This window comes from Streptomyces sp. NPDC026575 (genome assembly GCF_055567415.1).
The window spans coordinates 125,033-137,851 of record NZ_JBVHQM010000016.1 but is presented as its reverse complement, the minus strand read 5'-3'; the positions used below and the strand labels follow the sequence as shown (position 1 = coordinate 137,851).

Genomic DNA, 12,819 nt, shown 5'->3' with positions numbered 1-12,819 from the left:
GACGGCTGCGCGGGCCCGGCCAGGACCCATCGGACAGGCCCTAGCCCCGAGGGCTTGCGTGCAAGACGGCGAACAGTCCCTGGGCTCGCGTGCCGTCCGGAAGGTCCCAGGCGCCGGCGACATGACCGGTCGCGCCCTGCGGGGGAAGGGGCGAGCCGTCCGGGGCGGGCCGAAGTACCCGGTGTACGTGGAGGGTCGCGCCGTGCGGCGTGGTCAGCTCGGTGCCCTCGTCGCTGTCGGTGGTCGCTGTGGCCGAGCCCGCGGAGATACCGTCCCCGCCGGTGTAGGAACGGGTGACGTCCAGGTCAGGGGTGTCGGTGGCGCTCTGGGCCTGCGCCTGGACCCGCCCCTCTATCAGGGCCAGCAACTCGGTGTTCAGCACCTGGTCGTGGAAGCCGTCGTAGACCCAGCGCCGCCCCAGCACTCCGTGCTCCATCGTGCCGACGAGGGCGTGCTCGGCCCCGTCGAGCGGGGCACCGCGATAGGTCATCGGCACGAGGTAGGTGGTCGGTTCGGCTCCAGCGGTGTCGGTGACCACCATGAACTCGATGCCGACCTCGCCTTCCGGTTCGTCCAGCCGGAAGCCGCCGGCCTTGGCCAACTGCGGTTCCCCCGCGCCGCCGCGGTACCACGGGCGGGTGGGCAGCCAGGAGGCGAGCAGCTCCAGCTTGGTCGGCGTGATGGTGGTGCGGTGGATGACGGCCATGCCGGAGCTTCTCTTTCGTCGGGTGGATACGAGCACCGACAGCTTTTCATCCGCGCGGCGCCGGTAGGGCGGTTCTGCGGAGAACAAGATCCGTTGACCGGGTCCGGACAGGCCCTGGTCGGGTTGCGACTGGTCGCAGGCCGGGGAGCCGGGCCATACCAGCCGAGTCACCCCACCGAGTCACCCCAGCACCACCTCGGAGCCGATCGACCGCTCCCGGGCCGCGGCGACGACGAGGGCCGCCGCCGCGGCGTCCTGGGCCGCCACGCCGACGGACTTGTAGAGGGTGATCTGGTCGCGCGAGGAGCGGCCCGGTTTGCTGCCGTCGAGGAGTTCGCCGAGTTCGGCGTGTACATGCGCCTCGGTGATGACGCCGTCGCGGATCGGGTTCAGCAGATCGCTGCTGCCGGCGGGGAAGGGCGCCAGGGCCGCCTGTCGCGTTTCCACGCACACCAGGGCCTCGGCGATCGTGGCGTCGTCGATCTCACGGCCGGCCGGGTTGAAGCCCACCGAGGTCACATGGACGCCCGGGGTCAGCCAGGTGCGGCGGATCACGGGGTCGGTGGCGTGGGTGGTCGCGGCGGCGATGTCCGCGCCGTCGAGGGCCTGCGCGTAGGTGGGTGCCGCCTCGACCGGGAGTCCCAGTGCGGCGGTGAGTTCCTCGGCGAGGGCGGCCGCCTTGGTCTCGTCGCGGCCCGCTACGCGGATGTGCCGAATCGGGCGGACCCTGCACAGGGCCTCGGCATGGGACCGGGCCTGGGCGCCGGTCCCCAGGACCGCCAGCACCGAGGCGTCCTCGCGGGCGAGCAGCCGCGCCGAGAGGGCGGAGCAGGCGGCGGTCCGTGCCGCGGTGATGGCCGTACCGTCCAGCAGCGCCACGGGCTCGCCGGTGTCCGGGTCGAAGACGACGATCAGCGCCTGATGGGTCGGCAGGGGTGTGCCGGCGTTGCGGGGGAAGACGGAGACCAGCTTGCTCATGAGCGCCCCGGCCGACGGGACGCGCCCCGGCATGGCCGCGAGGAAGCCGTCCCGTTCGGGCACCAGCGCGGCGACGCGGTCCGGTGAGGAGGCGCGGCCGGCGCTGAGGTCCGTCATCGCCGACGCCAGGCCGTCGATCAGCGTGTCCACGTCCAGCAGCGCCTCGACCTGCGAGCGACCGAGAACCAGCATCCGTCTCAACCTCCTGATGGCAGCCGTACGGCCGGCGGGTCGCCTGGCCGCGGAGTCGACCGTAGCCCCGTACGGATCACCGGGGCGCGGCGGCACCGGTGGAACGCGGGTGGGCCGCCAGACTGGCTCTGCGAGCCGCCGTTGAGGGAGGCGGCTCCTGTGACGGAAGGGACCCAGACCATGACCACGGATGCCCACCCCGGCCCACTGCGCCTGTTCGTCCTCGGTGCTGCGCTGCGGGCCGAATCGACCAACGCCCGTCTGGCGTCCCTCATCGCGGGGATACTGACCGCTGCCGGTGCCACCGTGGACCTCGCCGCGATGCGGGATTTCGACATGCCGCTGTACGACGGCGACCTGGAGACGGCGCACGGGCTGCCGGACGGCGCTCTGGCGCTGCGTGACCGGCTGGAGTGGTGCGACGCCTTCGTGCTCGCCTCCCCCGAGTACAACGCCTCCGTGCCGGGCGTGGTGAAGAACGCGATCGACTGGGTTTCGCGGGTGCGGCCGCAGCCGTTCAAGACCAAGCATGCGCTGCTCGTCTCCGCCTCCCCGTCCCTGATCGGGGGCAACCGGGGGCTGTGGGCCCTGCGGGTGCCGCTGGAGCACCTCGGTACCCGGGTCTACCCCGACATGTTCAGCCTTGCCGGGGCCCACAACGGATTCACCGAGGACGGGCAGTTGGCCGACGCCGGGTTGCAGCAGCGCCTCGGCGAGACGGTGACGGCCTTTCTCCATCTCGTCGAGGCCGATGCGCGCTATGTCTGCCTGCAGCGCCGGTGGTACGAGTTCCTGGGCGATCGCACGGAGGCGCCGGTGACACAGCGGGCGGAGGACTGAGGGGCTCGGTCTCGCCGTCGCCGACCGGCCTTCGGGTGTGCACCCGGTCGGCGGCGTTCGGGACGCAGGGAGGGAAGCGGGCGTTCATGGTGATCTTATGACCACTACACGGATGAATCGCTCGCAAAGGACCGTTTCGCGGGCGCTTGCACTCACCGCCGCCCTGGGTATCGCCGTGGCGACAGGGACGGCGTCGGCGGCGGCCGCGATCCCCGACCCGGACGCCGCCACCGGGCACACGTCCACTCGGCCCCATCAGCCCAAGCCTGCTGACGGTCCGTCGCACGACGGCGGTGACTCGCACGAGGGCGGTGAGTCGTCGCACGACGGCGGTGAGTCGTCGCACGAGGGCGGTGACTCGCATGAGGGCGGTGACTCGCATGAGGGTGGTGAGTCGCACAGGGGCGGTGAGTCGTACGGGGGCGGTGAGCAGCGGAGCCCGTTCGGCGGTAATCACGAAGACGAGTGCACTCTCATCATCACCTGCATCCTGTGACGGATGATCCGTGCGCGGCCCGGTGCTCGGCTGCGGGCTGACTCTCGGTCAGGCCGCGGCCGAGCGGCTTTCCTCAGCCTCCGACGCGGAGGTAGTGGCCCCAGTGCGGCCGTAGACGCGCTGGGCGGCGCGGATCATCTCCTTGTCGGGAGTGAGGTGTTCGGTGCGGCCGAGGCCCCGGATGAGGAGGAAGGTGGCCGACCAGGGGCCGATGCCGGTCAGGCTCAGGAGCTGGTCGCGGACCTCGTCGTAGCGGCTGTTCCGGGCGGACCAGGTGCAGGCGGCGGCGGTCGCGGAGGAGCCGGTCCGCCGTCGCCCGGGGCAGGGGCTGGCGGAGGTCTGGGCGGCGTTGCGGGACGGGGTGGAGCGGGTCCCGGACGAGGTGCGGGTGCGCTGCCGGGTGCGGAGCGAGCGGCTGGACATGTTTCTGCGGATCCAGTCGGCGCATCTGTCCGGGCCGCCGGTGGACCGGGGCGACGGGTGGGCGGAGGTGGAGCTGGCCTTCCAGGCCGTGCGGGCGGCGCGTGCGCTGCTGGTCTTCGGCGCGGACGTGGAGGTGCTGACGCCCGCCTCGGCGCGCGAGGAGCTGACCGTCGCGGCGGCGGAGGTGACGCGGTTGTACGGGCGGGGGTGAGGGCGGCGGCCGGGGGTGGGACCGTGGCGGCTGCCCTGCGGGCGGCCGAGGGCCCTGATCTCCTCCCGGCTGACCGTGGAGAGCATCGAGCGGATCGTGGCGCTTGTGGCCGGCGCCAACCAGGACGACGCCGGACCCGCAGGTGGCGGTACGGAGGGCGAGGACGCGCCACCGGTACTGGCGAAGGCCAAGGAAGCGCCGGGCAACGTGAGCCTGGAGACGATGCTCACCGAGGTCGACAAGCTGCTGACGGTGCGGGCGATCGGGCTGCCGCCGGATCTGTTCATCGACGTCGCGCCGAAGGTGGTGGCCGACTGGCGGGCGCGGGCCGCGGTGGAGTCGCCTTCCCACCTGCGGACGCACCCGGTGCCGCTGCGGGTGACCTTGCTGGCCGCGCTGCTGCACGAGCGGGAGCGGGAAATCACCGACACGCTGGTGGAGCTGCTGATCTCCACGGTGCACCGGATCGGGGCGCGGGCGGAGAAGAAGGTCACCGAGCAGCTCATCAACGCGTTCAAGAAGGTGTCGGGCAAGGAGAACATCCTCTTCAAACTCGCCGAGGCGTCGCTGGGCACCCCGGAGGGGACGGTCCGCCAGGCCGTGTACCCGCCGCCCGCGCCCGCGGCGCCCGACTCGGCCGCCCGCCGGCGATGACCGAGGAGCAGGTACGTCACGCCCGCGACCTGCTCGCCCGCCCGGAGAACACCGTCACCTCGATCGCCAAGCTCCTCGGCGTCTCCCGCAACACCGTCTACAACTACGTGCCCGAACTCAAAGGGTGGTCGCCTCGCACTCGCTGACGCGACGAGCACACCGGAACTGCCCCAACCCACCAGGTCAGAGGACTGATCACCGCCGTTTGCGGCTGGTGACAGCGTTCTTACCGGCACCCCAAGTAGCGGCCGCGCGAACGGCGGGACAAGCCGTGACCAGACGGCCGCAGTCATCTTTTGTCTGTTTTGTATCTTGTCGAGCGGACTGATCCCCCGCACTGTCGGTTCCGGCAGTCGTTGATCACCACCGCCACGCCGGAGCACGGCTGCCCCGCGGGCAACGCTGCCCGCACCGCCGCCCGTTCCCCCGCAGCCAAGGTCTCACGATGACTGAAACGACCGAACGCCACACCGCCGTACGCACCGAACTGGAACGCTTCCTGCAGACCCCGGAGTTCAGCTGCCTGGGGGCCCGCGCCGCACTCAAACGCGGCACCCTCACCCATGGGCACTACCGAAGAATGGGCGAGCCGACATCGGCTCGGGACAACCACCGCGACCTTGCGGCGTATGTCGAGGAGGTGCGACCCCAGCTGTCCGACCAGAGTTTCCGCACCTTCGTGGCGACGTTCGACGAGCCGGGCCCGGTGGACGAACTCGCCTACGAGGAGCTGATCTGGCAGCACCTCCAGCTCATGCACGACATCGACAGCCGGACGCACGGCCTGGACGCGGGCGCATCGTCCGATCCCGACCGGGCCAATTTCGGCTTTCACACCGGTGGGCATGCGTTCTTCGTCGTGGGCATGCACCCCGGCTCGTCGCGGGCGAGCCGCCGGTTCTCGGCGCCGGCGATCGCCTTCAACTCCCTGGCGCAGTTCATGCTGCTCGGCGAGAAGTTCTACTCGATGCAGGACGCGATCCGCCGCCGCGAGGAGCGGCACAACGGCTCGGTCAATCCGAGCTTCACGGTCTACGAGTACGAGCGGCCCGCACGGCACTTCTCGGGGCGGTTCACCGAACCGGACTGGAAGTGCCCCTACGTCGCACGGCATGAACCGGCCACCGAGGACTACACGGAGGGGCTGATGCAGCACGAGCGGTGAGGCGCCCGCACCACGCCGGCCCCGGCTCCCCCGCCCGCTCGCGCGGACCCGGCCTACAGCACGTCCGAAGCCGAGTCCGCCGGTCGTCGGCGTGCCGCGCGGGCGGCCGGGAGTATCGCGGCCGCTCCGGCGACCGCCACGGCCAGGGTGACGACCAGCAGCAGGAGGCTGGGGGCGGGGCGCTGGGCGATCCCGGTCCCCCAGCCGCTGGTGTGGCCCTGGAGGTCGATCAGCCATTGGGCGGCGAGGACGCCGAGCGCCGTGCCGGCCAGTGCGGCGGCCAGTGCGACGAAGCCGGCGGCCGAGACGATGACCGCGATGATCTGACGGGGTGTCAGGCCGACGGCCCTCAGGGCGAGGAGGTCGCGGCTGCGGTCGCGTACGGCGGCGCCGACCGTCGTCGCCAGTTCGACGAGCCCGATCAGGGTCACCACGGCGATCAGACCGGCGGTCACGGCACGGACCGAGGTGAACTGGTCGGCGGGGTTGGGCGTCTGGCGCACTTCGAGACGGCCGGCGGACTCCTCGGTCAGGGCGTGGCGTACGGCGCCGGGGTCGGCCCCGTGCGGCAGGACGAGGTGGTAGAAGTCCGGGCGGGGCGAGGCGGCTCCGGCGGGCGCCGGGGGCTCGTCGCGCAGGGTGTCCAGGGTGGTGGAGACGGTGCGGCCGCCGTCGGCGGTCTCGATGCCGCGGCCGACGAGGTGCAGGACGTGCGGACGGCCGGCGACGGTCATCCGGACCCAGTCGCCGACGTGTGCGTCGAGGAGGTCCAGCAGGCCCTGTCCGGCGACCGCCTCGTCGGGGCCGTGCGGGGCGCGGCCCTCCGCGAGGGCGTAGGGGTAGGGGCGGGCGTCGGTGCCCAGCCCGCGCAGCGTGATCGTCCCGGTCTGGCCGGGGACCAGGGCCTGGACCTCGGTGCCGGGATAGGCGGTGACCTCCGGCTGGGCGGCGAGCAGCCGCTGGACCGCGCGGTCGTCGAGGGTGTCGGAACGCGCGGTGAGGGCGGCGGGCAGGCCGACGCTTTCCGGGTGGGAGGCGAACCGGTCGAGCGTGGTCCAGGTGCCCAGGGCGATGGTGATCAGCAGCAGGGGTACGGCCAGGCGTGCCACGGCGGCCGTCGAGCGCAGCGGGCGGTGGAAGGCGCCGCGCCAGCCGAGGACCAGGGCCGGCGGGATGCCGAGGCCGAGCGCCCGCCGGGTCGTGGCCGAGGGCCGGCCGGCGGTGGGCGCGGCGGCGCGGGCGACGGGCACCGGCGGCACCCGTCCGGCCCGCCAGGCAGCCAGGCAGGTCGCCGAGCCGATGAAGGCCATCACCCCGCCGACGATCGCCAGGGGCAGCCAGGCGTGCTCGGGGAGCTGCTCCCACAGGGTCATCGCCTCCCCGATCCGGCCGGGGACGAGGGCGCCGAGCGTCTGGGTGAGCAGCGCTCCGAGGGCGGTGCCCAGCAGGGCCAGACCGAGGTGGAGCGCGAGGAACATGCGGACGACCTGGCCGGGGGTGAAGCCGATGGCCTTGAGGACGGAGATGTCCCGCAGATGTCCGTGGATGCGGTTGGTGATCGCACCGCCCACGGCGAGGGCGGCGGCGAGCAGGGCGCCGAGACCGAAGAGGCCGAGGAGCCGGGCCAGGAGGTTGTTGTCTCCGGCGGCCTCGGCCTTGGCCTGGCGCCAGGTGGAGACGTCGGTGATCTGATCGGCGCCGAGCTGGGTGACCGCCCGCTGGACGACGTAGTCGGTGTCCTCGGAGTGCGCGAGCCGGAGGCCGACGGTGCGGCCGCGCTGGTCGCGGGCCGCGTCGGAGGCGCTGAGGGTCCGGGGCAGCACCCAGGCCACGCCGGGGGTCTCGCCCGCGCGGAAGGGGGCCTCGGCGGTGTCGGCGATACCGACCACCCTCAGGGGTGCCTTGAAGCCGCTCAGGGCGAGGGAGTCGCCCGGTTCCGCCCACATCGCGCGGGCGACCGAGCTGTCGAGCACGATGCCCTGGGTGGCGCCCGCGTCGGCGCCCTCGTCGAGCCAGCGGCCGGCGACGGTCTGGGGGGCCGCGGTGGTGGGGCGCTCGGCGGTGCCGCGCAGCTCCAGGGTCGCCTTGGTGCCGCCGGGCTGGAGGCTGGCGGTGGTGCGGACGGTGGGGAAGGGGCCGGAGGTGGCGCGTACCTCGTCCAGCGTCGCGAGCGATCCGGCGGGGGCGTCGGCCTGGGTGTGGATCCAGACGTGGGCGCCGGCGGACTGGGTGAAGACGCGCTGCCAGGGGTCGGTGGCGTAGGCGAAGAGGGCGGTGGCCAGCAGGAGGGAGATGGTGATCCCGGCGGTGGCCAGCACGATCAGCACGGCCGCCGGGCGGTGTGCTCTGAGGTGCGCCTGGGTCCAGCGTGCCGCTGCTCGCACGGATCAGCCCTTGAGCTTCAGTACGTCGGCCACGCCGGCGGTGGGGCGGTCGTGGGGCTCGCCGAGGTGCGCGTCGTCGACGACCTGGCCGTCGTGGAAGCTGATCACCCGGTCCGCGGCGCTGGCGATCCTGGCGTCATGGGTGACCAGCAGGATCGTCTGGCCGCGCTGGTGGAAGCGGGCGAGCAGCCGCAGCACCTCGCGGGTGCCCTTGCTGTCGAGGCTGCCTGCGGGTTCGTCGGCGAGCAGCAGGCTGGGCGTGTTGACCAGGGCGCGGGCCAGGGCGACGCGCTGCTGCTCGCCGCCGGACAGCTCGCTGGGCGTGCAGTTCTCCTTGCCGGTCAGACCCAGCTCGTCGAGCAGCTCGGCACGGGCCGTACGGGCCTGCCGCGGGGACCGGCCGGCCAGCAGCGCGGGGAGTTCGACGTTGTCGGTGACGGTGAGGTTGGAGACGAGGTTGAAGAACTGGAAGACGATGCCGATGTGCTTGCGGCGCAGCACCGCCCAGCGGGCCTCGCTGTAGGCGTCGACCTGGCGGCCGCCGAGCCAGAGGGAGCCGCTGTCGGGGCGGTCGAGCCCGCCGAGGAGATGCAGCAGGGTGGACTTGCCGGCTCCCGAGGGGCCGGTGACGGCGACGAATTCGCCCCGTTCGATACGGAGGTCGACACCGCGCACCGCGTGGACGGGGGCGGCGCCTTCCGGCCGGTGGGTCTTGACCAGGCCGGCTGCCCGCAATATCGGGCCGGATGGCTCGTCCCGGTTCATTCCAACTCCTCTTGGCAGCGCTCCAGCCAGTCGAGATCCGCCTGCAGATGCAGCATGGCGCCCTCGATCAGCAGCTGCGCGACGCGGTTGCCCCGGTCCTCGACGGCCGCGAGTTTCGACAGGTCGCGCATGGTGTTGAGGTAGTGGCGTCGCTGCTTGTTGATCAGGGCGATCTGGTTTGCGGTCCCGGTGTGGCGGGCCAGGGCGAGCTTCATGAAGAACTCGTCCCGTACCCGTGGTTCGGCGGTGGTCTCCTCGAACCACGCGTCCACCGTCTCCCGTCCTGCCTCGGTGATCCGGTAGATGCGCTTGTTCGGACGGTCGGACTGCTCGACGTCCTCGCCCTCGATCAGGCCCGCCTTCTCCAGCCTGCCCAGGGTGACGTAGATCTGGCCGACATTTGGCTGAGGGTAGGCGGCGCCGAGGAGGTTCTCAAGGCCCTGTTTGAGTTCATAGCCGTGCGCGGGTCCGCTGACCAGCAGTGCCAGGAGTGGCAGCCGCACGCTCTCTCCCTCTCCTCCCCGCCCTACATGCCGGTTATCTGGGCCCGTCCGACTGTGAGCCGGATCGCCGTCGTATCTTCCTGCGACATCTAGTATCCCGCATGGCTAACAGGTATACATGGGGCGGGCTGTCGGTCCTGTGTCCCGTCGACGCCTGGTGCAAGGAGGAGCCCATGCGGTGGAAGCGTGCCGCGGGGAGGGCTCTGCTGATTTTCTCGCTGCTGCTCACGGGCAGTGCGGGTGCGCGGGCCGGGGAGCCGGCCGGCGGCTCGGACGGCCGGGGCCCGGTCACGCTGGTGACCGGCGGCGACCTCACGGGCTATCTGCGCGGCGTCCTCGACGGCTGGAACGAGCGGCATCCGCGCGAGAAGGCGACGCTGGTCGAGCTGCCGGACGCGGCCGACGAGGTCCGGGCGCAGATGGTCACCGAGCTGCGCTCGCGCAGCGCCCGCTTCGATGTGCTGAACATCGACGTGGCGTGGACGTCGGAGTTCGCCGCCGCGGGCTGGATCAAGCCGGTCGACGGCGGCCAGTTCCCGCTTGACCGCTTCCTACCGCCGGTGGTCGACACCGCCACCTTCCGGGGCCGGCTGTACGCGGTCCCGTATGTGACCAACGCGGCGCTGCTCTACTACCGCAAGGACGTCCTGGCGAAGGCGGGCGCGCACCCGCCGCGCACCTGGGCGGAGTTGGCCCGTCTGGCGAAGACGGTCGCGCCCAAGTACGGACTGGACGGCTACGCGGGCCAGTTCCTGCCGTACGAAGGGCTGACCGCCAATGTCGTCGAGGCCGTCCAGTCGGCGGGCGGCACGGTGCTCGCCGGGGAGGGCGAGCGGGTGACGGTGGACTCCCCCGCGGCCCGCCGGGGCCTGTCCTTCCTGCTCGACGGGGTGCGCGAGGGGTGGATCCCCCAGCGTGCGCTGTCGTACAAGGAGGAGGAGTCCCGCGAGGCCTTCCAGGACGGCCGGCTGCTGTTCCTGCGGAACTGGCCGTATGCGTACGCGCTCGCCGGCGGCCCGTCCTCGAAGGTGGCGGGGAAGTTCGGCGCGGTGCCGCTGCCGGGTCCCGACGGGCCGGGTTCCAGTGCGCTGGGCGGCTCCAACCTGGCCGTCAACACGCAGTCGCGGCACCAGAAGACGGCCACCGAGCTGATCTCGTATCTGACGTCCGAGGCGGTCCAGCGCCGGGTGCTCACCGAGGGTGCGCTGCCACCGGTCTGGGCCGGGCTGTACACCGATCCCCAGTTGGTACGGCGGTTTCCGTACCTGCCCACGCTCCAGCGGAGCATCCTTGCGGCCAGGCCCCGCCTGAAGAGCCCGCAGTACGACCAGGTGAGCCTCGCGGTGCAGGCCGTGATGCATGACGCCCTGGTCCACCGGCGGAGCACGGACGCCACCGTCGCGCGTCTGGTGCCCGAGCTGAGGGCGATCGTCAGCCGCGGCTGACCCCCTCTCCTTCGGTCGCGAGGGCGACCCTTCTCTAGTTACTTGTTAGGTACAGCCTCGCGCTGCCGCGCCTCTCGCCGCTGCATAAGTCGCCGCAAACTAGGACACTTTACGGGCATATTCGTCCGTTCCGTTGACACCCAAATGACATCCCTACTTAACATGCATGCATAACAGCGACCAGCAGGTCGCACGGCACGCCCCTGCAAGAACGGGATCACGGCAGATGCTCACAGCCACGGCGGACAACGGCCAGCCGGCCGACTCCACGCCCTCTCTCCCCCTCCCCGGCCCGGGCGCCCCCGCGCTCGCTCCCGCCACCGAGGACGCGTCCCGGAGCACGGCTCAGCGCTGGTGGCGCGACGCGGTGATCTACCAGGTCTACGTCCGCAGCTTCCTCGACAGCACCGGCGACGGCATCGGCGATCTCGACGGCGTCCGCACGGGGCTGCCGTACCTCAAGAAGCTGGGGGTGGACGGCATCTGGCTCAGCCCCTTCTACCCCTCCCCGCAGCACGACCACGGCTACGACGTCGCCGACTACCGCCAGGTGGACCCCGTCTACGGCGACCTCGCCGCCTTCGACCTCCTGGTGGCCGACGCCCACCGGCTCGGTCTGAAGGTGCTCTTGGACATCGTCCCCAACCACTGCTCCAGCGAGCACCCGTGGTTCCGCGCCGCCCTGGAGGACCGGCCGGGCGGCCCCGCACGCGAGCTGTTCCACTTCGCCGACGGGCGCGGCGAGAACGGGGAGCTGCCCCCCAACAACTGGCGGGCGATGTTCGGCGGCCCCGCCTGGTCCCGCGTCCCCGAGGCGGACGGTGCCGCCGGCCAGTGGTACCTGCACATGTTCACGCCCGAGCAGCCCGATCTGAACTGGCGCAACCCCGCCGTGGGCGCCGACTTCGAGAAGGTGCTGCGCTTCTGGCTGGACCGCGGCGTCGACGGGTTCCGGATCGACGTGGCCGCCGGGCTGTTCAAGCACCCCGAGCTGCCCGACTCCCCCGACCCGTCGGCCGACGAGCGGACCCGCGACTCGGTCAACCCGCTGGCCTGGAACCAGCCCGAGGTGCACCAGGTGTGGCGCGAGTGGCGCGCGCTGTGCGAGGAGTACACCGCCCGCGACGGCCGCGACCGACTGCTGGTCGGCGAGGTCTCCGTACGGACGCCGAGCGAGCAGGCCGCCTACGTCCGGCCGGACGAGCTGCATCAGGCGTTCTTCTTCCACCTGCTGACCGCGCGCTGGGACATCGACACCTTCCGCACGGTGATCTCCGAGGCGCTGACGGACATCGCCGCCACCGGCTCCACGGTCACCTGGGTGCTCAACAACCACGACCAGGTCCGCACCGTCACCCGCTACGCGGCCGGGCCCGACGGCGGGACCGCAGCCGCCACCGGGACGGAGCCCGCGGACGGATGGGGACCGGCGCGGGCCCGCGCCGCCGCCCTGCTGATGCTGGCGCTGCCCGGCGCGGCGTACATCTACCAGGGCGAGGAACTCGGTCTGCCGGAGGTCGTCGACCTGCCGGACGAGGTCCTCACCGACCCGATCTTCCACCGCACGGGCAGCCGGCAGCACATCCGCGACGGCTGCCGGGTGCCGCTGCCCTGGTCCGGGCACGCCTCCCCGTTCGGCTTCACCGCCACCGGCGACGCGGCACCGCCCTGGCTGCCGCAGCCCGCGTGGTTCGCCGAACACACCACGGACCGGGCGCTGTCCGACACCCGGTCGTTCTGGCACCTGTACCGCGAAGCGCTCCAGCTGCGCCGCAGCCTGCCGCAGCTCGGCGAGGGCACTCTGCGCTGGCTGCCCTCGTCGCCACTGGTCCTGGCGTTCGTCCGCGGCGACGGCCTGGTCTGCGCGGTCAACTTCGGCACCGAGCCGGTGCCGGCGCCCGTACCGGGCCTCCCCCTGCTGGCCAGCGGCGACTGCCCGCCGGGCACGCTCCCCGGCTCCACCGCCGCCTGGTGGATGCACACCCCCGACCCCCGATAGCGCCACCCCCTCCAAGCCCCGCCCCCGCTGGCCCCGCCAGTGCCCCGCCCCGTCCTCG

The 12,819-nt window shown here is 72.2% G+C and carries 13 protein-coding genes; 7 read left to right on the top strand and 6 right to left on the bottom strand.

Going from position 1 to position 12,819, the window contains the following annotated elements; genetic code table 11:
- Positions 1 to 40: 40 nt before the first annotated feature.
- Together ACZ4NB_RS23000 and ACZ4NB_RS22995 are read right to left on the bottom strand one after the other, a co-directional pair.
- Positions 41 to 706, bottom strand: a complete 666-nt coding sequence (locus tag ACZ4NB_RS23000) for a maltokinase N-terminal cap-like domain-containing protein (protein WP_467664250.1) — start codon at positions 704 to 706, stop codon at positions 41 to 43.
- 180 nt (positions 707 to 886) lie between these two features.
- Positions 887 to 1,876, bottom strand: a complete 990-nt coding sequence (locus ACZ4NB_RS22995; protein WP_467664248.1) for an ornithine cyclodeaminase family protein — start codon at positions 1,874 to 1,876, stop codon at positions 887 to 889.
- A 180-nt stretch (positions 1,877 to 2,056) separates the two neighbouring features.
- On the opposite strand from ACZ4NB_RS22995, the gene ACZ4NB_RS22990 reads away from it, so the two are divergent.
- Positions 2,057 to 2,716, top strand: coding sequence for an NADPH-dependent FMN reductase (locus ACZ4NB_RS22990; protein WP_467664246.1), 660 nt, complete (start codon positions 2,057 to 2,059; stop codon positions 2,714 to 2,716).
- Between the two features lie 544 nt (positions 2,717 to 3,260).
- On the opposite strand, the gene ACZ4NB_RS22985 is transcribed toward ACZ4NB_RS22990, so the two are convergent.
- Entirely contained in the window at positions 3,261 to 3,635 is a 375-nt protein-coding gene (locus ACZ4NB_RS22985) for a hypothetical protein (RefSeq protein ID WP_467664244.1), read from the bottom strand.
- Between ACZ4NB_RS22985 and ACZ4NB_RS22980 the strand changes: the two genes are divergently transcribed.
- The 4 genes from ACZ4NB_RS22980 (at position 3,634) to gntA (ending at position 5,665) form a co-directional block, all read left to right on the top strand.
- A complete protein-coding gene (locus ACZ4NB_RS22980) occupies positions 3,634 to 3,846 on the top strand; it encodes a WCX domain-containing protein (protein WP_467664242.1) in 213 nt (70 codons plus the stop codon). The genes ACZ4NB_RS22985 and ACZ4NB_RS22980 overlap by 2 nt on opposite strands.
- Before the next feature lie 15 nt (positions 3,847 to 3,861).
- Positions 3,862 to 4,500, top strand: coding sequence for a hypothetical protein (locus ACZ4NB_RS22975; protein WP_467664240.1), 639 nt, complete (start codon positions 3,862 to 3,864; stop codon positions 4,498 to 4,500).
- On the top strand, positions 4,497 to 4,646 hold the full coding sequence (locus ACZ4NB_RS22970) for a helix-turn-helix domain-containing protein (protein WP_467664238.1): 150 nt from the start codon (positions 4,497 to 4,499) through the stop codon (positions 4,644 to 4,646). Before ACZ4NB_RS22975 ends, ACZ4NB_RS22970 begins: the two co-directional genes overlap by 4 nt.
- A 299-nt stretch (positions 4,647 to 4,945) precedes the next feature.
- Positions 4,946 to 5,665, top strand: a complete 720-nt coding sequence (gntA, locus tag ACZ4NB_RS22965) for a guanitoxin biosynthesis heme-dependent pre-guanitoxin N-hydroxylase GntA (protein WP_467664236.1) — start codon at positions 4,946 to 4,948, stop codon at positions 5,663 to 5,665.
- Positions 5,666 to 5,718: 53 nt separating this feature from the next.
- Here the strand turns inward: gntA and ACZ4NB_RS22960 are convergent, their stop codons facing one another.
- Genes ACZ4NB_RS22960 through ACZ4NB_RS22950 form a run of 3 tightly spaced genes read right to left on the bottom strand, consistent with a single transcriptional unit; the run spans position 5,719 to position 9,317 of the window.
- The gene (locus ACZ4NB_RS22960; RefSeq protein WP_467664234.1) at positions 5,719 to 8,049 is read right to left on the bottom strand and encodes an FtsX-like permease family protein; all 2,331 of its coding nucleotides are present in this window, start codon (positions 8,047 to 8,049) and stop codon (positions 5,719 to 5,721) included.
- 3 nt (positions 8,050 to 8,052) lie between these two features.
- On the bottom strand, positions 8,053 to 8,814 hold the full coding sequence (locus ACZ4NB_RS22955; RefSeq protein WP_467664232.1) for an ABC transporter ATP-binding protein: 762 nt from the start codon (positions 8,812 to 8,814) through the stop codon (positions 8,053 to 8,055).
- On the bottom strand, positions 8,811 to 9,317 hold the full coding sequence (locus ACZ4NB_RS22950) for a PadR family transcriptional regulator (RefSeq protein WP_399148478.1): 507 nt from the start codon (positions 9,315 to 9,317) through the stop codon (positions 8,811 to 8,813). The genes ACZ4NB_RS22955 and ACZ4NB_RS22950 overlap by 4 nt, the downstream gene beginning before the upstream one ends.
- A 173-nt stretch (positions 9,318 to 9,490) precedes the next feature.
- Here ACZ4NB_RS22950 and ACZ4NB_RS22945 point away from each other — a divergent pair, with 173 nt between their 5' ends.
- Together ACZ4NB_RS22945 and ACZ4NB_RS22940 are read left to right on the top strand one after the other, a co-directional pair.
- Positions 9,491 to 10,762 carry an ABC transporter substrate-binding protein gene (locus ACZ4NB_RS22945; RefSeq protein ID WP_467664230.1) on the top strand — a complete coding sequence of 424 codons (1,272 nt, stop codon included), beginning with the start codon at positions 9,491 to 9,493 and terminating at the stop codon, positions 10,760 to 10,762.
- 226 nt (positions 10,763 to 10,988) lie between these two features.
- The gene (locus ACZ4NB_RS22940) at positions 10,989 to 12,761 is read left to right on the top strand and encodes a glycoside hydrolase family 13 protein (protein ID WP_467664228.1); all 1,773 of its coding nucleotides are present in this window, start codon (positions 10,989 to 10,991) and stop codon (positions 12,759 to 12,761) included.
- The last annotated feature ends 58 nt before the right edge of the window (positions 12,762 to 12,819 follow it).